Below are 20,000 nucleotides of genomic sequence, written 5' to 3'. Positions count from 1 at the left end.
GACACTGTTTCCGCCGGGGGGTGGGGTCCCCCCGGCGGAAACAGTGTCAGGCGAACACGTCGCATCACTGGGGACCTGGGGGGTTCTGTGCGGCAAGGGGGATTGGTCGGCCCGTTCCCGTCGGAACGGGATCTGGCCGACGGGGCGTTTCACAGAGGTACGGCCGACTGGGAGCACCGGTACCGCCGTACCGTGATCACGAGCGACACCGTGGCGACCGCCGTCGTGGTCGCCGGGATCGGCAACTTCTTCGGCGTGCGGGACGCCGCCGACTGGCACGAGAAGTGGGGCATCCTCGCCTTCGGCACCTGGCTGCTGGTGCTGGGCGCGCTGGCGGTGAGCCGGTCGTGGTCGCCGACCGTGCTCGGCCAGGGCGCCGAGGAGTTCCGGCGGCTGGGCCGCTCGCTGTTCATGGCGACCGTCGTGCTCGCGCTCGGCGGGATCGCCCTGACCTCGCGCAACATCAAACTCTGGATCTTCGTCGCGGTCCCCGCGATCGCGCTCGTCACCATGACGATGCGCTATCTGCTGCGCCTGCGGCTGCACCGCCGGCGCAAGGAGGGCCGCTGCCTGCGGCCGGTGCTCGCGGCCGGGAGCCCGGACACGGTGCGCGACCTGATCGCCCGCACCCGCAAGTACCCGCACCTGGGCTGGCGCGTGGACGCCGTGTGCACCACCGAGGGCCCCGGGATCGACGGGGACCGGCTGGACGGGGTGCCGGTGGTGGGCCGGCTGGCGGACGTCGCCGACCACGTCCGCCGGGACGGCTACCGCGTCGTCGCCGTCACGCCCGACGCGCACTGGTCCCCGGACCGGCTCCAGCGGCTGTCGTGGAACCTGGAGGGCTCCGACGCCGAGATGGTCGTCGCGCCGGTGCTGATGGAGGTGGCCGGGCCGCGGCTGCACGTCGACGCGGTGCTCGGCATCCCGCTGCTGCGGGTCAGCATGCCGGCGTTCACCGGCGGCCGCCGCGCGGTCAAGGGCGTCGTCGACCGGCTCGGCGCGCTGCTCCTGCTGCTGGTGCTCGCGCCGCTGATGCTGCTGGTCGCGCTGCTCGTGGCGACGGACAGCCGGGGCGGGGTGTTCTACCGGCAGCGCAGGGTCGGCAAGGACGGCCGCGAGTTCACCATCCTGAAGTTCCGCACGATGATCCCCGACGCGGACCGCGTCCGCGCCGCGCTCGCCGGCCTCAACGAGGGCGCCGGGCCGCTGTTCAAGATGCGCCGCGACCCGCGGGTGACCCGGATCGGGGCGGTGCTGCGCCGCTACTCGCTGGACGAGCTGCCGCAGCTGTTCAACGTGCTCACCGGGTCGATGTCGCTGGTCGGCCCCCGGCCGCCGCTGCCGGAGGAGTGCGCGGCGTACGGCCCGGACATCCGGCGGCGGCTGAAGGTGAAGCCGGGGCTGACCGGGCTGTGGCAGATCAGCGGACGCAGCGACCTGTCGTGGGAGGAGGCGGTCCGGCTGGACCTGCGGTACGTGGAGGACTGGTCGCTCGCCCTCGACACGGTGATCTTGTGGAAGACGCTGCGCGCCGTGGTGCAGGGACAGGGGGCGTACTGATGCGCGGCGGCCGTGGGGCGGCCGGGGTGCGGAGCGCAGGCCGAGAGGGCCTGCCCGGGGGGAGGAACGGGTCATGAGAGTCAGCGTGTTCGGGCTCGGCTACGTGGGCTGCGTGTCGGCCGCGTGCCTGGCGAGCATGGGTCACGAGGTCATCGGGGTGGACGTCAACCCGGTGAAGGTGGACCTGGTCAACGACGGCAAGGCGCCCGTCGTCGAGGAGCGGATCGGCGAGGTCGTCGCCGAGGTCGTGGGCAGCGGGGCGCTGCGCGCGACCACCGACGTGCGTGAGGCGATCGAGGGCAGCGAGGTGTCCCTGGTCTGCGTGGGCACCCCGTCGGAGCCCAACGGCAGCCTGTGCACCACGTACTTGGAGCGGGTCACCGAGGAGATCGGCGCGGCGCTGGCCGAGCGGGGCGGGCGGCACATGGTGGTGTTCCGCTCCACGATGCTGCCGGGCACCTGCCTGGGCCTGCTGGTGCCGATCCTGGAGAAGCACGTCGGCGGCACCGCGGGCGTGGACGTCGGGGTGGCGGTCAACCCGGAGTTCCTGCGCGAGGGCACCAGCGTGCGGGACTTCTTCGACCCGCCGAAGACCGTCATCGGCGAGCTCGACACGGCGAGCGGCGACGTCGTCGCGGCGCTGTACGCGGACCTGCCCGGCGAGGTGTTCCGGGTGCCGGTGCCGACGGCCGAGGCGATCAAGTACGCGGACAACGCCTTCCACGGGCTGAAGATCGGCTTCGCCAACGAACTGGGCGCGGTGTGCCGGGCGCTCGGGGTGGACTCGCACCAGGTGATGGACGTGTTCCTCGCCGACCGCAAGCTCAACATCAGCCCGGCCTACCTGCGTCCGGGCTTCGCGTTCGGCGGCTCGTGCCTGCCGAAGGACCTGCGCAGCCTGGTGCACGCCGCGCACCGGGCCGACGTGTCGGTGCCGATCCTGTCCCATGTGCTGCCGTCCAACGAGGAGCATCTCCAGCGCGCGGTGGAGCTGGTGGAGCGCACCGGAAGGCGCAAGGTGGGCCTGTTCGGGCTGTCGTTCAAGCCGGGCACCGACGACCTGCGCGAGAGCCCGCTGGTGGAACTGGCGGAGCGGCTCTTCGGCAAGGGGTACGACCTGAAGATCCACGACGCCAACGTCAGCCTGTCCCGGCTGCTCGGCGCCAACCGCGAGTACATCGAGACCCGGCTGCCGCACCTCGCGCAGCTGCTCGCCGACTCCGTCGAGGACGTGCTGGACCACGCCGAGGTCGTCCTGGTCGGCACGAAGGACCCGGCCGTGCTCGCGGCGCTGCCGCACGGCGACGACCCCGTCATCGTCGATCTCGTCCGCCTCCCCGACGCCGACGCGCGCCGGGCCGAACCCGGGTACGTGGGCCTTGCTTGGTGAGCCGAAGGGAGTGCGGGGCCGCCGCGCGCTGATCCTCGTGGAGAACCTGTCGGTGCCGTTCGACCGGCGGGTGTGGCAGGAGTGCCGGACGCTGCGCGACGCGGGCTGGGAGGTCGACGTCATCTGCCCGCGGGGCACGAAGCGGGACACGGAGCCGGAGGCCGTGATCGACGGGGTGCGGATCCACCGCTACCCGCTGCGCGCGGCCACCGGAGGACCGGCCGGCTACCTCAAGGAGTACGGCGCCGCGCTGTGGCACACCGCCCGGCTGGCCCGCAAGGTCGGCCCGGTCGACGTGGTGCACGCCTGCAACCCGCCGGACCTGCTGTTCCTGCCGGCGCTGCGGCTGAAGCGGCAGGGGGCGAAGTTCGTCTTCGACCAGCACGACCTGGTGCCGGAGCTGTACCTGTCCCGGTTCGGCCGGGGCAAGGACCTGCTCTACCGGGGCGTGTGCGCGCTGGAGCGGATGACGTACCGGGCGGCGGACGTGGTGCTCGCCACCAACGAGAGCTACAAGGACGTCGCGGTGCGCCGGGGCGGGCGGCGGCCCGAGGACGTGTTCGTGGTGCGCAGCGCGCCGGACACCGAGCGGTTCCGTCCGGTGGAGCCGGAGCCGGAGCTGAGGCGCGGCAAGCCCCATCTGCTGTGCTACCTGGGCGTGATGGGCCCGCAGGACGGCGTCGACTACGCGCTGCGGGCGCTGGCGAAGCTGCGCGACGAGCTGGGCCGCACCGACTGGCACGCGGTGTTCGTCGGCGCGGGCGACACCTTCGACGCGATGGTCCGGCTGTCCCGGGAGCTGGGGCTGGCGGACCAGGTGGAGTTCACCGGACGCGTGCCGGACGCCGACCTGGTGCGCTGGCTGTCCTCCGCGGACGTGTGCCTCTCCCCCGACCCGTGCAACCCGCTCAACGACGTGTCGACCATGAACAAGGTCCTGGAGTACATGGTGATGGGCCGGCCGATCGTCTCCTTCGACCTGAAGGAGGCGCGGGTCTCCGCCGGGGAGGCCGCCGTGTACGCGGCGGGCGACGACGAGCTCGCATTCGCGCGGCTCGTCGCCCAGTTGCTGGACGACCCCGAACAGCGCGCCCGGATGGGGAAGTTCGGGCAGGAACGGATCAACGGCCCGCTGGCCTGGCGCAATTCGCAGGCCGCGCTGCTGGCCGCCTACGAGGCCGCCGTCGGGGGCGGCGCGGACGCGGCGGCGGCCCGGAGCGGGCGGGAAGAAGGCACGTCCCTTGAGCGATGACGCGATACGCCTGGTCACCATCGGGCGGATGCTCCGCAGGCGCGGCCGGCTGCTGACGGTCCTGGTCGTGCTGGGGGCGCTGACCGGCTTCGGCGCCTCCCTGGTGTTCCCGCCGCGCTTCACCACGTCGGCGTCGGTGCTGCTGCCGGGCGCCTGGGAGGAGCGTGTGCTGCTGACCCAGGCGGAGATCGCCACCAGCACGGTGGTGACCGACCGTACGGCCGCCGAGCTCCGCTGGGCCGGGGTCGACGGCGAGGAGCTGCGCGAGCGGGTGCGCGCCAAGGTGACCAACGGCAACATCATCAAGATCTCCGGGACCGCCGAGAGCCCCGCGAAGGCCCGGCGGCTCGCGGACGAACTGGCGCGGCAGTTCGTGGCGTTCTCCGCGCGGATCGTCGACGACACCGCCGACCCGACGGCGGCGGCCGGCCCCGACCAGCTGCGGCAGATGGTGCTCACCACCAGCCGCCGCATCACCGAGCTGGCCGACTCCGCCGACCCCGGCCGGACCGTGGAGAGCGTGCAGACCCGCACGGAGCTGGCGAAGCTGCGCACCGCCCTCCAGGAGGCGGTCGGCAAACTGGACCAGGCCGGTTCGACCGCGGCCGGCTCCCGGCTGGTCGTGATGGGTCCGGCGGCCGAGCCGTCCGGGGAGGCCCCGCCGACCCGGGTGCAGCTGATCGCCGCCGGGGCGGTGCTGTTCTTCCTGCTGGCGGTCGTCGGGCATCTCACCGCGGCCCGGGCGAACCGCCGGCCGCGCTCCGAGCGGGAGATCGCCGCCGCGCTCGGGTCCGGGCTGCTGGGCGGCGTCGACGTGGCCGTGCGGCGGGGCGCGCTCCGGCCGGAGGGCGGCGGCGCCCGGCAGCGGCTCCGCCGGCTGCTGGGGGTGGACACGCCCTGGAACGCGCCGGCCCCGCCCACCGCCGGGGACGAGGCGAGCCTCGGCATCCGGTACCGGCGGGTGTGCGGGCGGATCCGCGAACTGGTGCCGGGCGCGCGGCGGCTGCTGCTCGTCGTGGCCGACGACGACCCCGTCGCCCTGCGGGCCGCCGAGCGGCTGGCGGAGGAGGCGGGGGGTGACCCGCTGCTGCGGGTGACGGAGGTGTCCGCCGAGGCGCCGCTGGTGCCCGACCGCGGGGAGGAGTCGGGGGTCCTGGTCGTGCTGGGCGCGGGCAGCCGCACCGGCGCCGAACTGGCCGGTGTCGCCGAGGCGTGCGCGGACGCGGGCCACGACGTCGTCGGCATCGTCGTGGCCGACGCGGTCCGGACCCGTCCGGCGCGTCCGGCGCGGTCCGCCGGCCCGCCGCGGGAGGCCGCCGCCCCGGCGCTCGCCCTCGGCGACGGCGCGCGGGGAGGTGCGCGATGACGAGTACGACAGCGGAGCCGGCGGCCGCCGCTCCCCTGCTGGATCTCCAGGCCCTGGTGGTGTCGGTGCGCAGACGCCGCCGCCTGTGGGGCTGCCTGGCGCTGCTTGGGCTGCTGCTCGGGGTGGCGGTGGCGGTGCTGCTGCCCCCGCCGCCGACCGCCGTGACCAAGGTGCTGGTCGCGCACCAGGACGACCAGCCCAACGACCCCGGCACGCTGATCCGCACCGACGTGGCGCTGCTGCACACCACGCGGATCGCCGACGCGGCCCTGACGTCCCTGAACTCCTCGGAGAGCGCCGAGGACTTCATGGAGGACTACGCGGGCGCCGGACTGACCAACAACCTGATGGAGATCAAGGCCACGGGTGAGACCGGCGAGGAGGCGGTGGCGCGCGCCGACGCGGTGGCCGAGGCGTTCGTCGCGGACCACGTGCGGCGGATCAAGCAGGCGGCGGCCGCCGACGCCTCGACGCTGCTCGCGCAGCGCGACCGCATGCAGAAGGAACTCGACGAGGTGAACAAGGCGATCGGCGACGGGCCGCCGGAGGGCAGCCCTGAGGAGTCGGCGAACCTGGAGACGCTGTTCGCCCGCCGCGCCGAACTCAGCTCCCGGATCAGCGACTTCTCGCAGCGGGCCGCGGAGGCCCGGGTGGGCACGCCCCGGCTGATCGCGGGCACGCAGATCGTGGACGCCCCGCACACCGTGAAGCACTCGCTGCCGCGTGCCGTCGCCACGAACGGCGGCATCGGGCTGGTCCTCGGCCTGGTGCTGGGCCTCGTGGTCGCCGCGGTCGCCTCGGTGGTGGGCGACCGCCCGGTGCTGCGCCGGGACATCGCGCGGCACCTGGGCGCCTCGGTCACCGCCGAGCTGTCCCGGTCCGCGCTGCGGCGGGGCCTGCCGGGGCGGCGCAAGCGCCGGCATGCGGCGCGGACCCGGCTCACCTCCTCCCTGGCCCGTACGGTGCGCGGCTCCTCGGAGCCGCTGGCGCTGCTGGAACTGGGCTGTGCGCGCGGGGCGGGCGTGATCGCCCTGGACCTGGGGCGGACGCTGGCGGCGGACGAGCCGGTGGTCGTGGTGGACGCCCTGCCCCGGCACGGCCCGGCCGGACGCCGGTCGAAGCCGGGCGACGTGGAGGTGGTCGGGGTGGAGCGGGCCGCGGCCCTGCCGTCCGACCGGCGCCGGATCGGCGTGGCCTCCGTGGCGCCGGGCGCGGCCTGGTCCGACCTCGCCGACCTGGCAGGCCGGGCCGTGCTGGTGGTGGCCGCCGGGCACGGCACCACGGCGTGGCTGCACACCGTGGCGCGGCAGCTCGCCGACCGGCGTGTGGAGGTGGCGGGCGTGGTGCTGGTCGACCCGGATCCCCGGGACCGGACGGACGGGACGCTGTGGGACGGGCCGTTCCCGGTGCCGCGGGTCCGCGAGGGACGGCCGGCCCGGCAGAACGGCGGAAGCGGATCGCACGCCGTGCAGGCCGTGGCCGACGGGCCGCGGCGCACGGAACGGCTGCCGATGTGGGCGGCGCGGATCCCGGACAGCGACCAGGAGGCGCGGTAGCTCATGTGCGGCATCGCAGGCACGTACCGGTGGCCGGACGGCAAGGCGGTCACCGACCGGCTCACCGAGACCCTCGCCCACCGCGGCCCGGACGGGTCCGGCACCTACGCCCACTCCCTGGGCGACGGCGAGGTGCACCTCGGGCACCGCAGGCTCGCCATCCTCGACCTGTCCGGCACCGGCGCCCAGCCGATGGTGTCGGACGGTCTGGCGCTGACGTACAATGGCGAGCTGTACAACGCGCCGGAGCTGCGGGCCGAACTGGAGGGCGCCGGGGTGCGGTTCCGGGGCACCTCGGACACCGAGGTGCTGCTGGAGGCATGGCGGCGCTGGGGCACGGACTGCCTGCCCCGGCTGCGCGGCATGTTCGCGTTCGGGATCTTCGACGAGCGGACCGGTGAACTGGTGCTGGCCCGCGACCAGTTGGGCATCAAGCCGCTGTTCCTGCTGCGGCGCGGCGAAGGGCTCGTGTTCGCGTCGGAGCTGAAGGCGCTCGCGGCGGTGACCGGCGGGTCGCTGGAGGTGGACCCGGCGGCGCTGGTCGCCTCGCTGCTGTACTACTGGGTGCCGGACTCGCGGTGCGCGTTCCGGGGGGCGGAGAAGCTTCCGCCGGGGACCTGGCTGTCGTGCCGCCCGGACGGCTCGGTGCGGCGCGGGCGGTTCTGGGATCTGCGGGAGGTGGCCGCCGAGGGGCAGGAGCGGGCGCGGTCCGGGGACGTGCCGGATCTGGCGGCCGTGGTGGAGGAGTCGACACGGCGCCATCTGCTGTCCGACGTGCCGGTGGCGACGTTCCTGTCCGGCGGCCTGGACTCCAGCTATCTGACCGCGCTGGCGGCCCGCGACCGGCCCGGCATCCCCGCGTACACGATCGGGTTCCGGGCCGAGGACGCGCGGTTCGAGGCGATGCCGGACGACCTGCGCTACGCCCGCCGGGTGGCGGAGCGGTTCGGGGTGGATCTGCGGGAGATCGAGATCGCCCCGGACGTGCAGGAGCTGCTGCCGCGGATGACGTACCACCTGGACGAGCCGGTCGGCGACCCGGCGGCGATCAACACCTTCCTGATCTGCTCGGCCGCCCGGGAGGCCGGGGTGAAGGTGATGCTGTCGGGGATGGGCGCCGACGAGCTGTTCGCCGGGTACCGCAAGCACCTGGCGAACCTGATCGCGGTGCGCTACCGGCGGGTGCCGGGGCCGGTGCGGCACTCGGTGGCCGCCGCCGTGGACCGGCTGCCGGTCGCCACCCGCCGGCGGGGGCTGCGGTCGGTGCGGTTCGCCAAGCGGTTCCTGACGTTCGCGGGTCTGCCGGAGGAGACCGCGTTCCGCCGCAGCTACACCCTGTACGACCGCGAGGAGCTGATCGGGCTGCTCGACCCGGACCTGGCCCCGGCGGTGGACGACGTGCTGACCGAGCACGCCGACGTCTACCACGACAACGCCCTCGACGACTTCGTGAACCGCATGTGCCTGGCGGACGCCCGGATGTTCCTGCCGGGCCTCAACCTCGCCTACACCGACCGGTCGAGCATGGCCGCGTCGACGGAGGTGCGGGTGCCGTACGTGGACGTCGAGGTGGTCAGGGCGGCGTTCGCGGTGCCCGGCGCGCGCAAGATCGCCGGACGGCAGGGCAAGGCGGTGCTGAAGGAGGCGGCCACGACGGTGCTGCCGAAGGAGATCGTGTACCGGCCCAAGGGCCTGTTCAGCGCCCCGCTGCGGGCCTGGATGAGCCGGGACCTCGCGCCGCTGGTGCGGGAGGTGGTGCACGACGGGCTGCTGGTCCGCTCCGGCTTCCTGCGCGAGGACGCGCTGGCGCGCATGGTCGCCGAGGACGCGGCCGGGCAGCGGGACCACTCCAAGCACCTCTGGCACGTGCTGACCCTCGAGCACTGGTACCGCGACGCGACCTCCAGGGCCGGCCACGACTCCCCCACCTCGACGGCGTAGAGACAAGAGGAACTTCCGTGAAGCAGGTAGTGCAGAACTACAAGAGCGGTGAGCTGGCGCTGCTCGACGTGCCGGTGCCGGGCTGCAAGCCGGGCGGGGTGCTGGTGCGCAGCGCCTTCTCGCTGATCTCCACCGGCACCGAGCTGATGAAGGTGTCCGAGGCCGGCATGTCGATGCTGGGCAAGGCGCGGTCGCGTCCCGACCAGGTGGCGAAGGTGGTGCAGAGCGTCGCGGCCAACGGGGTGCCCGCCACGTACCGCAAGGTGATGGGCAAGCTCGACTCCTACACGCCGCTGGGCTATTCGCTGTGCGGGGTGGTGGAGCAGGTCGGCGCCGGGATCGACGACGTGAAGGCGGGCGACCTGGTGGCGTGCGCGGGCAACGAGCACGCGCTGCACGCCGAGCTGAACTGGGTGCCGAAGAACCTGTACGTCCCGGTCCCGGACGGGGTCGCGGCGCGGCACGCGGCGTTCGGCACGGTCGGGTCGATCGCGTTGCAGGGCGTGCGGCAGGGCGAGTCGCGGCTCGGCGAGGTGGCTTTGGTGATCGGGCTGGGCCTGATCGGGCAGCTGGTGACGCAGCTGCTGAACGCCTCCGGGGTGCGGGTGGTCGGAGTGGACCCCGACCCGGCGCGCTGCGAGCTGGCGGAGCGGCTGGGCGCGGCGGCCTGCGGCGACCCGGGCTCGGCGAGCGTGGAGAGCGCGGTCGTCGAACTCACCGGCGGGATGGGCGTGGACCAGGTGTATCTGGCGGCCGGCGGGAGCAGCAACCAGCCGGTCGAGCTGGCCGCGCGGCTGTGCCGGGACCGCGGCCGGGTGATCGACATCGGCAAGTGCCGGCTCGACCTGCCGTGGAACGCGTACTACGAGAAGGAACTCGACGTCCGCTTCTCCCGCAGCTACGGGCCCGGGCGCTACGACCCGGAGTACGAACTCCAGGGCCGCGACTACCCGATCGGCTACGTCCGCTGGACCGAGCGCCGCAATCTGGCGTGCTTCCTCGACCTGATCGCCCGGGGCAGCGTCGACGTGGAGCCGCTGGTGTCGCACGTCGCCGATTTCGAGGACGCCGTGGAGACCTACCGGCGGCTCGAGGAGGGCGAACTCAAGGCGGTGGCCGTGCTGTTCCGGTACACGCCCGCGTCCGACGACGCACCCGCCGCCGAGGCGCCGCAGGTGACGGTGCCCAAGGTGCCCGAGGTGCCGCGGCCGTCCGGCCGGACGGGTGCCGCGCGGCGCTCCGGCCCGGTGCGGCTCGCGTTCGTCGGCGCGGGGAACTACGCCTCGTCGATGCTGCTGCCGCATCTGACCGGGCGTGACGGCGTGGAGCTGTCCACGGTGGTCACCACCACGGCGCTGTCCGCGGCCAACGCGCAGCGCAAGTTCGGCTTCGGGAAGGCCACCACCGACCTGGACGCGGTGCTCGGGGACCCGGCCGTGGACGCGGTGTTCGTGGTGACCCGGCACAGCTCGCACGCCGAGCTGACCCGGCGGGCGCTGCTCGCGGGCAAGGCGGTGTTCGTGGAGAAGCCGCTGGCGCTCACCGAGGAGGAGCTGGCCGGGGTGCTGGCGGCGGTGGAGGAGTCCGGCAACGACCGGATCCAGGTGGGCTTCAACCGCCGGTTCGCTCCGCTGCTGCGGGAGGCCAAGGAGCGGTTCGGCGTCCGTGGCGGCCCGGCGAGCCTGCGCTACCTGGTCAACGCGGGCCGGCTGGAGCACGGCAGCTGGTATCTGCGGCAGGACACGGAGGGGTCGCGGTTCGCCGGGGAGGGCGGGCACTTCGTCGACACCGCGAGCTGGCTCCTGGACGCCGACCCGGTGTCGGTGTACGCGGCCGCCCCGGCCGGCGGCGAGGACCTCCAGATCGTGCTGGGCTACCCGGACGGTTCCACGGCCACCATCAGCTACGTCACCTCGGGACCGGCGTCCTTCCCGAAGGAGACGCTGGACCTCATCGCGGACAACAAGGTGCTGCGGCTCGACGACTTCGTGCGGGCCGCCGTGCACGACGGCCGGCGCCGGCAGTGGGTCGGCTCCCGGCTGCCGAAGGCGCGGGACAAGGGGCAGAACGCGGAGCTGGCGGCGTTCGTGAAGGCCGTGCGGACCGGCGGGCCGATGCCGGTGCCGCTGGAGTCGCTGGCCGCGACGACGACGGCCACGCTCGCCGTGCGCACGGCGCTGGCGAGCGGTGTCCCGGTCACCCTGGCGGGGGCGCGATGAGCATGGGCGCGGGGTGGTACCTGCGGCGGCTGTCCCGGATGGGGCCGCGGGAGGCCGGCGGCCGGGCGGCCGACGCGGTGCGCCGCCGGCGCTGGCGGTCGGCGCCGCCGGAGCGCCCGCCGGTGACGGGCGTACGGTTCACGGCCGTGCTGCCCGGGGGCGCGCTCGACGCGGTGGCGCCGGACGCGGTGAAGCGTCTGGTCGCCGAGGCGGACCGGCTGATGGCGGGGCGGGCCGAGTTCTTCGGGGTGGTCCGCGACGACATGGCGGACCCGGACTGGCAGCGGGACCCCAAGACCGGGCGGCGCGCCCCGCTGGAGCACGCCTTCGACGTGCCGTACCGGGACGAGGAGACGGTCGGCGACATCAAGCAGATCTGGGAGCCGTCCCGGCACCAGTACCTGACCGTGCTGGCCGCCGCGTACGCGCTCACCGGGAACGACCGGTACGCGGAGCGGGTGGCCGCGCATCTGCGGTCGTGGTGGGAGGCCAACCCGCCGCTGCGGGGCGCGCACTGGGTCAGCGGGATCGAGCTGGGCATCCGGCTGCTGTCGTGGGTGTGGGTCCGCCGGCTGCTGGACGGCTGGGCGGGCGCGCCCGCGCTGTTCGAGGAGAACCCGGCGGCGCTGGACCAGATCTGGCACCACCAGCGGTGGCTGGCCGCGTTCCCCAGCCGGGGGTCGTCGGCGAACAACCACGCGGTCGCCGAGGCGGCCGGGCAGCTCGCCGCGTCCTGCGCGTTCGGCTGGTTCCCGTACTCGCCGCGGTGGCGGGCGGACGCGCTGCGCGACCTGGACCGGCATCTGCGCGGCAACACCTTCCTGTCCGGCATCAACCGGGAGCTGGCGAGCGAGTACCACGGGCTGGTGCTGGAGCTGGGCCTGGCCGCGCTCGCCGAGGCGGACGCCGCGGGTGTGGCCGTCCCGCCGACGACGCGGCTGGTGCTGCTGAGGATGACGGACGCGCTCGCGGCCGTGGTCGACAACCGGCTGCGCCCGCCGCGTCAGGGGGACGCCGACGACGGGTTCGGGCTGGTGCTGGACGGCCCGGACACCGACCGCTGGGGGTCGCTGCTGGCCACCGGGGAGGCGGTGTTCGGCCGGCTCCCCTGGTGGCCCGGGGTGCCGGGCGCCGATGTCCGCACCCCGCTGCTCGCGTCGCTGGTCACGCCGTACGGCGCGGGTGTGGCCCGTCCGGAGAGCCGGCCCGCCCACTTCGCGGACGCGGGGCTCACCGTGCTGCGGGGGCCCGGGGAGATCTGGTGCCGCTGCGACGGCGGGCCGCACGGCTTCCTGTCGATCGCCGCGCACGCCCACGCGGACGCGCTGTCCGTGGAGGTGCGGCACGACGGGGTGGACGTGCTGGCCGACCCCGGCACGTACTGCTACCACGGACAGCCCGAGTGGCGGAGCTACTTCCGGTCCACGCTCGGCCACAACACGCTCGAGGCGGGCGGCCGGGACCAGTCGGTGTCCGGCGGCCCGTTCCTGTGGACCCGGCACGCGGTGACGCGGGTACTGGCGGTGGACGCCGGCGGGGAGAGGGCGGCCCGCTGGGTCGCCGAGCACGACGGCTACCTGCCGCTGACCCACCGGCGGCAGGTGGAAGTGGCCCGGGACAGGGGCGAGGTGCGGGTGGTCGACACGGTGGGCGGCGACCGCCGGGAGGTGCGTCTGGCGTTCCACCTCGGTCCGTCGGTGACGGCGGAGCTGGACGGGAACCGGGCGCGGCTCACCTGGACGCGGGACGGCGAGGACCGCTCGGCGGTGCTCGACCTGCCGGCCGGGCTCACCTGGCGGGCGCACCGGGGTGAGACCGGGCCGCCGCTGGGCTGGTACTCCCCCGGGTTCGGGCGCAAGGTGCCGAGCACCACGCTGGTCGGCAGCGGATCCGTCGACGGGACGGCCGAGTTCACCACCGTTCTCGGGTTCGACGGCTAGGGGGCTGCGATGGGTCTGCGGGGAGGGGACGTGCGCCGGTGGTGGCGCTGGGCGTCGGCGGCCGGGCTGGCGCTGGCGCTGATGGCGACCGCCGACTGCGAGAACACTCCCGAGTCGGCGAACAAGCCGGACGGGCGGTCACGGGCGGACGCCCGCACCCGGCCGGAGGACTCCGGCGGGGCGCCGCGGCCCGTGGCCCGGGTGTGCGAGAAGCCGAAGCCGGGACCGGCGAAGGCGCCGTCCGGCGCGGTGACCGTGGACCCCTCGGTGCCCGGCGACCTCTCCGCGAAGACCGACTCCCACCCGGCCGGCACCACGTTCTGGCTGAAGCCCGGCAGGCACCGGCTGGCCGACGACCGGTACGCCCAGGTGGAGCCCAAGGACGGCGACACCTACATCGGCGCGCCCGGCGCGGTGCTCGACGGCCGGCGGACGAACCAGTACGCCTTCGGCGGCGGCGCCCGCGACGTGACCGTCCGGCACCTGACCGTGCAGGGGTTCGTCGCGCCGCACGACGAGGGCGTGGTCAACCACGACTCGGCCGACGGCTGGGTGATCGAGCACTCCCGGATCCAGTACAACTCCGGCGCCGGGCTGATGGCCGGGTCGGGCCAGCGGGTGCGGGCGAGCTGCCTGCGCGGCAACGGCCAGTACGGCATGAACGCCTACAAGGGGTCGGGGCCGCTGCGCGACCTGGTGCTGGAGGGCAACGAGATCACCGGCAACAACCGGCACGACTGGGAGCGGAAGCGGCCCGGCTGCGGCTGCACCGGGGGCGTCAAGTTCTGGGCGGTCGACGGCGCGGACGTGCGCGGCAACTGGGTGCACGACAACCGCGGCACCGGCCTGTGGGCGGACACCAACAACAACGACTTCCTGATCGAGGGCAACGTCCTGGAGGACAACGACGGCGCCGCCCTGATGTACGAGACCAGCTACAACGCGGTCGTCCGCGACAACACGATCCGGCGGAACAACTGGGTGGAGGGCAGCCGGTACGCCGAGCGCGGCGACACCTTCCCGTTCGCCACCGTCTACATCTCGGAGTCCGGCGGCGAGCCCCGCGTGAGGGCCCGCACCGACACGCTGGAGATCTCCGGGAACCTCTTCGAGGACAACTGGAACGCGATCACCCTGTGGGAGAACGCCGACCGGTTCTGCAACAGCCCCGCCAACACCTCCTCGGCCGACTGCACGCTGCTCGTCGAGGACATCGACCGCTGCGCGCGGCCGGGCATCGCCTCCGCGCCGCTGTACTCCGACTGCCGGTGGCGGACCCAGCGGGTGGACATCCACGACAACCGGTTCCTGCTGGACAAGTCGGCGGTGGACTGCACGTCGATGTGCGACCGCATGGCGGTGCTCGCCAACTACGGCACCTATCCGGACTGGTCGCCGTACATGGGCGAGAAGGTCGCCGACGCGATCACGCTGAAGCAGCACAACCGCTGGCGGGACAACGTCTACGAGGGGCCGTGGACGTTCGTCGCGCACGACCCGAGCGGGGAGCTGGACTTCCAGGAGTGGCGGGGCGCGCCGTACCGGCAGGACGCGGGCAGCGTCTACCGCGCCGGGGACGGTGGTTGACGTGCGGGTGGAGCACACGCCGAGGACGGTCCAGGCGGTGTGGGGGCTGCTGGTCCTCAACACCCTCGGCTCCACGGGCGCGGAGACGATCGTGCCGCTGCCCCGGTCGCTGATCCAGATGGTCACGATGGGCGCGCTGGTCGCCGCGTTCGTGCTGGCGCTCGCCCTGAATCTGCGGCTGCGGGTGCGGGCGAGCGCGTTCCTGCTGCTGCTCGGTCTGCTGCTGGTGCCGAGCCTGATCTCCAGCGTGGACCTGAGCGCCGGGTTCGGGGCGCTGTTCCGGTGCGGCCGGTTCGCGGTGTTCGTCGCCACGCTGTGGCTGGTCAGCCGCTGGTGGGACGGCTCCACCACGTTCGTGCGGTACCACATCCGCTGGTACTTCCTGGTGCTGTGCTCGGTGGCCGCCGGTCTGCTGCTGTCTCCGGGGGCCGCCCTGCCCGACCTGTACGGCGGCCGGCTCGTGGGCGCGCTGTGGCCGCTGACGCCGCCGCAGATCGGGCAGTACGCGGCGGTGGTCGTGGGGCTCGCGGTGCTGCTGGTGCTGGGCCGCCGCACCGACCGCGGGAGCGCCGCGCTGGTGATCGTGCCGTCGCTGGGGCTGCTGGCCCTCACGCACACCCGGACGGCGACCATCGGGCTGCTCGCCGGTCTGGTGGTGGCCATCGGCTCGATGGTGCTGACCAGCGCCGCCGCCCGCCGCTGGTTCGGCTGGGCGATGCTGACCGCGGCGGTCGCCGCGGTCGCCTTCGGGTCGCTGCTCCAGGCGTGGTTCCTGCGCGGGCAGACCGAGGAGAACTTCTCCACCCTCACGGGCCGCGCCAAGGTGTGGGAGGCGCTGCTGGACGCGCCCCGCACGGGCGCGGAGCGGCTGTTCGGGGTGGGGCTGGGCGACAAGTCGTTCGACGGGCTGCCCATCGACAACAGCTGGCTGGCCGTCTACCACGAACAGGGCCTGCTGGGCGTGGGACTGGTGGCGGGGTTCGTGCTCGTGCTGGGCGCGGTCGCGCTGCTGCGTCCGCCGTCGCTCGCGCGGGCCTGCGCGCTCTTCCTGATCACCTACTGCGGGCTCGCCTCGTACACCGAGGCCGGCCTGGGCGACGCCTCGCCGTATCTGCTGCACCTGGCCCTGGCGGCCTCGCTGCTGGCGGCGCCCGCCGGCCCGCCCGCGCCCGGGGCCGGTCCGCCGGCGCCGGAACCCGTCCGCCGGGCCGTCGCGCGGCCGGTCCGCGGCAAGGAGGTGGCGTGAATGCACGTCATGGTGGTGCACAACCGCTACGCGTCGGCGCAGCCGAGCGGGGAGAACAAGGTCGTCGACCAGGAGGTGGCGCTGCTGCGGGAGGCCGGCCACCGGGTCGAGGTGTTCGAGCGGCGCAGCGACGACATCGCCGCCCGCTCGCTGCCGGCGAAGGCGGCGATCCCGCTGCTGGTGCCGTGGAACCCGGCGGTGCGCACCCGGCTGGCCGAGCGGCTGCGCGCCGAACGGCCGGACGTGGTGCACCTGCACAACGTCTTCCCGCTGCTGTCGCCCGCGGTGATCGCCGCCTGCGCGGACGCGGGGGTGCCGGCCGTCGCCACGCTGCACAACTACACCCAGGTGTGCCCGCCGGGCACCCTGCACCGGGACGGCTCGCCGTGCACCGCGTGCGTGGGCCGGGCGCCACTGCCCGCGGTCCGGCACGGCTGCTACCGCGGCTCCCGTCTCGCGACGGTGCCGCTCGCGGTGAGCCTGTCGGTCAACCGGCGGCGCTGGTGGTCGGGCGTGGAGCGGTTCTTCTGCATCTCGGCGGCGCAGCGCGACGTGCTGGCGGGCGCCGGGATGCCGGCCGAACGGCTCGTGGTGAAGCACAACTTCGTGCCCGAGACGGACGTGCGCCGCACCGGCCCCGGTGAGCACCTGCTGTATCTGGGCCGGCTCGCCGAGGTGAAGGGCGTGCGGCTGCTGATGGCCGCGTGGGACGAGCTCGCCGCCGGCGGCGGGGTGGGCGTGCCGCTGGTCGTCGCCGGCACCGGCCCGCTGGAGGCGGAGGTGGCGGCCTGGGCGGCGGGCCGGGACGACGTGCGCTACGTCGGCCTGTACGACCGGGCGCGGTGCCGTGAGGCCGTCGCGCGGGCGGTGGCCGTGGTGGCCCCGTCGACGTGGAAGGAGGCGTTCGGCCTGGTCGTCGTGGAGGCGATGGCGGCGGGGGTGCCGGCCGTCGCCGCCGGGCACGGCGCGTTCACCGAGCTGGTGGACGACGGGGTGACCGGACTGCTGCACCGGCCGGACGACGCCGCGTCGCTGGCCACCGCGCTGCGCCGGATCGGCGCGGGGAGCGACGACAACCGGGAGATGGGACGGGCCGCGCGGCTCCGCTACGAGCGGGGCTTCAGCCCCGAGGTCGGGCTGGCGCGCCTGGAGGAGGGGTACCGCGCGGCGATCGCGGGACACGGCGGGGCGGACCCGTCGCGAGGGGACACGCACACGGGCTCGCGCCGGGGGGACCTGCGCGAGCGGGATGGGGGAAGCAGATGACACGTTGCCGACTGTGCGGTTCGACGGCGCTGGAGAGCGTCGTCGACCTGGGGGCGACACCGCCGTGCGAGAGTTTTCTCGCCGCGGAGCAGCTGGACGCGCCCGAGCCGACGTACCCGCTTCATCTGCGGGTGTGCACCGACTGCTGGCTGGCGCAGCTCCCGCCGCTGATCACGCCGGAGGAGACGTTCAGCGAGTACGCGTACTTCTCGTCGTACTCCTCCTCCTGGGTGGAGCACGCGCGCGTCTTCGTGGCGGATGCGGCGGCGCGGCTGGGGCTCGGCGCCGACTCGTTCGTGGTGGAGGTGGCGAGCAACGACGGCTATCTGCTGCGGCACGTGGTCGACCGGGGGGTGCGCTGCCTGGGCGTCGAGCCGTCGGTGAACGTCGGCGCGGCGGCGCGGGAGGCGGGCGTGCCCACGCTCACCGCGTTCCTCAGCCCCGAGACGGGTGCGGCGGTGCGCGCCGAGCACGGCCCGGCGGACCTGGTGGTCGCCAACAACGTGTACGCGCACATCCCCGATGTCATCGGCTTCACCCAGGGGCTGCGCGCGCTGGTCGCCGACGACGGCTGGGTGTCGATCGAGGTGCAGCACCTGCTCACCCTGATCGAGGAGAACCAGTACGACACGATCTACCACGAGCACTTCCAGTACTACACGGTCGCCTCCGCGATCCGGGCCCTGGCGAGCGGCGGACTGGCCCTGGTGGACGTGGAGCTGCTGCCCACGCACGGCGGTTCGCTGCGGCTGTGGGCGCGGCCCGAGGAGGCGGCCGGGGAGCCCAGCCGGCGGGTGGCGGACGTGCTGGCCCGGGAGAAGGCCGCCGGGCTCCAGGAGCTGTCCGGGTACACCGAGTTCTCCGCCCGGGTGGCGAAGGTGCGCCGGGACCTGCTGCGCTTCCTGGTCGACGCGGCCGAGGAGGGGAAGACGGTCGTCGGCTACGGCGCCCCCGGCAAGGGCAACACGCTGCTCAACCACTGCGGGATCCGGCCCGACCTGCTGCCGTACACGGTGGACCGCAACCCGTACAAGCACGGCCGCTACACGCCGGGCACGCGCATTCCGATCCTGCCGCCGGACCGGATCGCCGCCGACCGGCCGGACTACGTGCTGGTGCTGCCCTGGAACCTGCGCGCCGAGCTGGCCGAACAGCTGGCGTACGTGCACGAGTGGGGCGGCCGGCTGGTCTTCCCCATCCCGGAACTGAGCATTGTCGAGGTCGAGCGATGAAGGTCGTACTGTTCTGCGGCGGTTACGGGCTGCGCATGCGCGCCGGGGCGAACGACGACATCCCCAAGCCCATGGCGATGGTCGGGCCGCGCCCGCTGATCTGGCACGTGATGCGCTACTACGCGCACTTCGGGCACAAGGAGTTCATCCTGTGCCTGGGCTACGGCGCCCACCACATCAAGAACTTCTTCCTCAACTACGAGGAGACCACCTCCAACGACTTCGTGCTGCGCGGCGGCCGCACCGAACTGCTGACCACCGACATCGCCGACTGGACCATCACGTTCGCGCAGACCGGCATCGAGTCGCCGATCGGGGAGCGGCTGCGCCGGGTGCGGCACCATCTGGACGGCGACGAGATGTTCCTCGCCAACTACGCGGACGTGCTGACCGACGCCCCGCTGCCGGAGATGATCGACCGGTTCTCCCGCCGGGACGCGGGCGCGTCGATGATGGTGGTGCCGCCGCAGTCGTCGTTCCACTGCGTGGAGCTGGGCCAGGACGGCCTGGTGGGCGGCATCACCCCGGTGAGCGACCTGCCGCTGTGGGAGAACGGCGGCTACTTCGTGCTGCGCCAGGAGATCTTCGACCACATCCCGGAGGACGGAGATCTCGTCGCCGACGGGTGTGCCCAACTCGCCAAGCGGGGAAGGCTCGTTGCGCACCGGCATCGCGGTTTCTGGAAGCCGACCGACACCGTGAAGGAACGCGCGGCGCTGGACGAGGCCTACGCCAGGGGGGACCGGCCGTGGGCGGTGTGGGAGCGGAAGCGTGCGGGGACGGGGGTGAGCGCGTGATTCGGCTGGGAACCGGGCGGCTGGAGCGGGTCGTCGCGGTGGGCGCGCACTGCGACGACATCGCCATCGGCGCCGGCGGCACCCTGCTGACCCTGTGCCGGGCCCACCCGGGCCTCAGGGTCGACGCGCTGGTGCTGTCCGGCGGCGGCACGGAACGCGAGCAGGAGGAGCAGGAGGCGCTCACCGCCTTCTGCCCCGGCGCCGACCTGCGGCTGACCGTGGACAAGCTGCCCGACGGGCGGCTGCCCGCGCACTGGGCGGACGCCAAGGCCGCGGTCGAGGAGCTGCGCGCCCGCACCGAGCCCGACCTGGTGCTCGCCCCGCGCACCGAGGACGCGCACCAGGACCACCGGGGCGTGGCGAAGCTGATGACCACCGCGTTCCGCGACCATCTCGTGCTCGGCTACGAGATCGTCAAGTGGGACGGGGACCTGGGCCGTCCGGTGGTGTACCAGCCGCTGGCCCCGGACACGGCCGAGGACAAGGTGCGGCTGCTGCAGGAGCACTACCCCTCGCAGCGGCACCGGCCGTGGTACGACCGGGAGGCCTTCCTCGGGCTGGCCCGGATCCGCGGTATCGAGAGCAACGCCCGGTACGCCGAGGCGTTCGCCGTCACCAAACTGACTGTCGACCTGGGGGGTTGAA

The 20,000-nt window shown here is 74.0% G+C and carries 14 protein-coding genes; all 14 read left to right on the top strand.

The window, feature by feature from the left end; genetic code table 11:
* Nucleotides 1–87 precede the first annotated feature (87 nt).
* Complete coding sequence (locus tag CCN29_RS03075) at nt 88–1,563, top strand: sugar transferase (protein ID WP_086679953.1); 1,476 nt, start codon at nt 88–90, stop codon at nt 1,561–1,563.
* Nucleotides 1,564–1,636: 73 nt separating this feature from the next.
* Nucleotides 1,637–2,953, top strand: coding sequence for a nucleotide sugar dehydrogenase (locus tag CCN29_RS03070; RefSeq protein WP_086679951.1), 1,317 nt, complete (start codon nt 1,637–1,639; stop codon nt 2,951–2,953).
* 10 nt (nt 2,954–2,963) lie between these two features.
* Entirely contained in the window at nt 2,964–4,205 is a 1,242-nt protein-coding gene (locus tag CCN29_RS03065; protein ID WP_006134975.1) for a glycosyltransferase family 4 protein, read from the top strand.
* Nucleotides 4,195–5,571 carry a YveK family protein gene (locus CCN29_RS03060; RefSeq protein WP_086679949.1) on the top strand — a complete coding sequence of 459 codons (1,377 nt, stop codon included), beginning with the start codon at nt 4,195–4,197 and terminating at the stop codon, nt 5,569–5,571. Before CCN29_RS03065 ends, CCN29_RS03060 begins: the two co-directional genes overlap by 11 nt.
* Nucleotides 5,568–7,127 carry a Wzz/FepE/Etk N-terminal domain-containing protein gene (locus CCN29_RS03055; RefSeq protein ID WP_086679947.1) on the top strand — a complete coding sequence of 520 codons (1,560 nt, stop codon included), beginning with the start codon at nt 5,568–5,570 and terminating at the stop codon, nt 7,125–7,127. The genes CCN29_RS03060 and CCN29_RS03055 overlap by 4 nt, the downstream gene beginning before the upstream one ends.
* Before the next feature lie 3 nt (nt 7,128–7,130).
* Complete coding sequence (gene asnB / locus CCN29_RS03050) at nt 7,131–9,068, top strand: asparagine synthase (glutamine-hydrolyzing) (protein ID WP_006134978.1); 1,938 nt, start codon at nt 7,131–7,133, stop codon at nt 9,066–9,068.
* Between the two features lie 17 nt (nt 9,069–9,085).
* On the top strand, nt 9,086–11,287 hold the full coding sequence (locus tag CCN29_RS03045) for a bi-domain-containing oxidoreductase (protein ID WP_086679945.1): 2,202 nt from the start codon (nt 9,086–9,088) through the stop codon (nt 11,285–11,287).
* On the top strand, nt 11,284–13,227 hold the full coding sequence (locus CCN29_RS03040; RefSeq protein WP_031023084.1) for a heparinase II/III family protein: 1,944 nt from the start codon (nt 11,284–11,286) through the stop codon (nt 13,225–13,227). The genes CCN29_RS03045 and CCN29_RS03040 overlap by 4 nt, the downstream gene beginning before the upstream one ends.
* 9 nt (nt 13,228–13,236) lie before the next feature.
* Complete coding sequence (locus CCN29_RS03035) at nt 13,237–14,814, top strand: right-handed parallel beta-helix repeat-containing protein (RefSeq protein ID WP_086679943.1); 1,578 nt, start codon at nt 13,237–13,239, stop codon at nt 14,812–14,814.
* Nucleotides 14,807–16,060, top strand: a complete 1,254-nt coding sequence (locus CCN29_RS03030) for an O-antigen ligase family protein (RefSeq protein WP_031065728.1) — start codon at nt 14,807–14,809, stop codon at nt 16,058–16,060. The genes CCN29_RS03035 and CCN29_RS03030 overlap by 8 nt, the downstream gene beginning before the upstream one ends.
* Nucleotides 16,061–17,326 (top strand): glycosyltransferase, encoded by a 1,266-nt coding sequence (locus tag CCN29_RS03025; RefSeq protein ID WP_086679942.1) that lies wholly within the window; start codon nt 16,061–16,063, stop codon nt 17,324–17,326. It abuts the gene before it with no gap.
* On the top strand, nt 17,323–18,558 hold the full coding sequence (locus CCN29_RS03020) for a class I SAM-dependent methyltransferase (RefSeq protein WP_031023079.1): 1,236 nt from the start codon (nt 17,323–17,325) through the stop codon (nt 18,556–18,558). The genes CCN29_RS03025 and CCN29_RS03020 overlap by 4 nt, the downstream gene beginning before the upstream one ends.
* On the top strand, nt 18,555–19,355 hold the full coding sequence (locus CCN29_RS03015; RefSeq protein WP_006133562.1) for a glycosyltransferase family protein: 801 nt from the start codon (nt 18,555–18,557) through the stop codon (nt 19,353–19,355). The genes CCN29_RS03020 and CCN29_RS03015 overlap by 4 nt, the downstream gene beginning before the upstream one ends.
* Nucleotides 19,352–19,999, top strand: coding sequence for a PIG-L deacetylase family protein (locus CCN29_RS03010; protein ID WP_006133561.1), 648 nt, complete (start codon nt 19,352–19,354; stop codon nt 19,997–19,999). The genes CCN29_RS03015 and CCN29_RS03010 overlap by 4 nt, the downstream gene beginning before the upstream one ends.
* Nucleotide 20,000 lies beyond the last annotated feature (1 nt).

It is taken from the genome of Streptomyces pseudogriseolus (assembly GCA_002154585.1).
GTDB lineage: Bacteria > Actinomycetota > Actinomycetes > Streptomycetales > Streptomycetaceae > Streptomyces > Streptomyces pseudogriseolus.
Note: the sequence above shows the minus strand (reverse complement) of the source record. Positions and strands in the feature narration are given on the sequence as shown.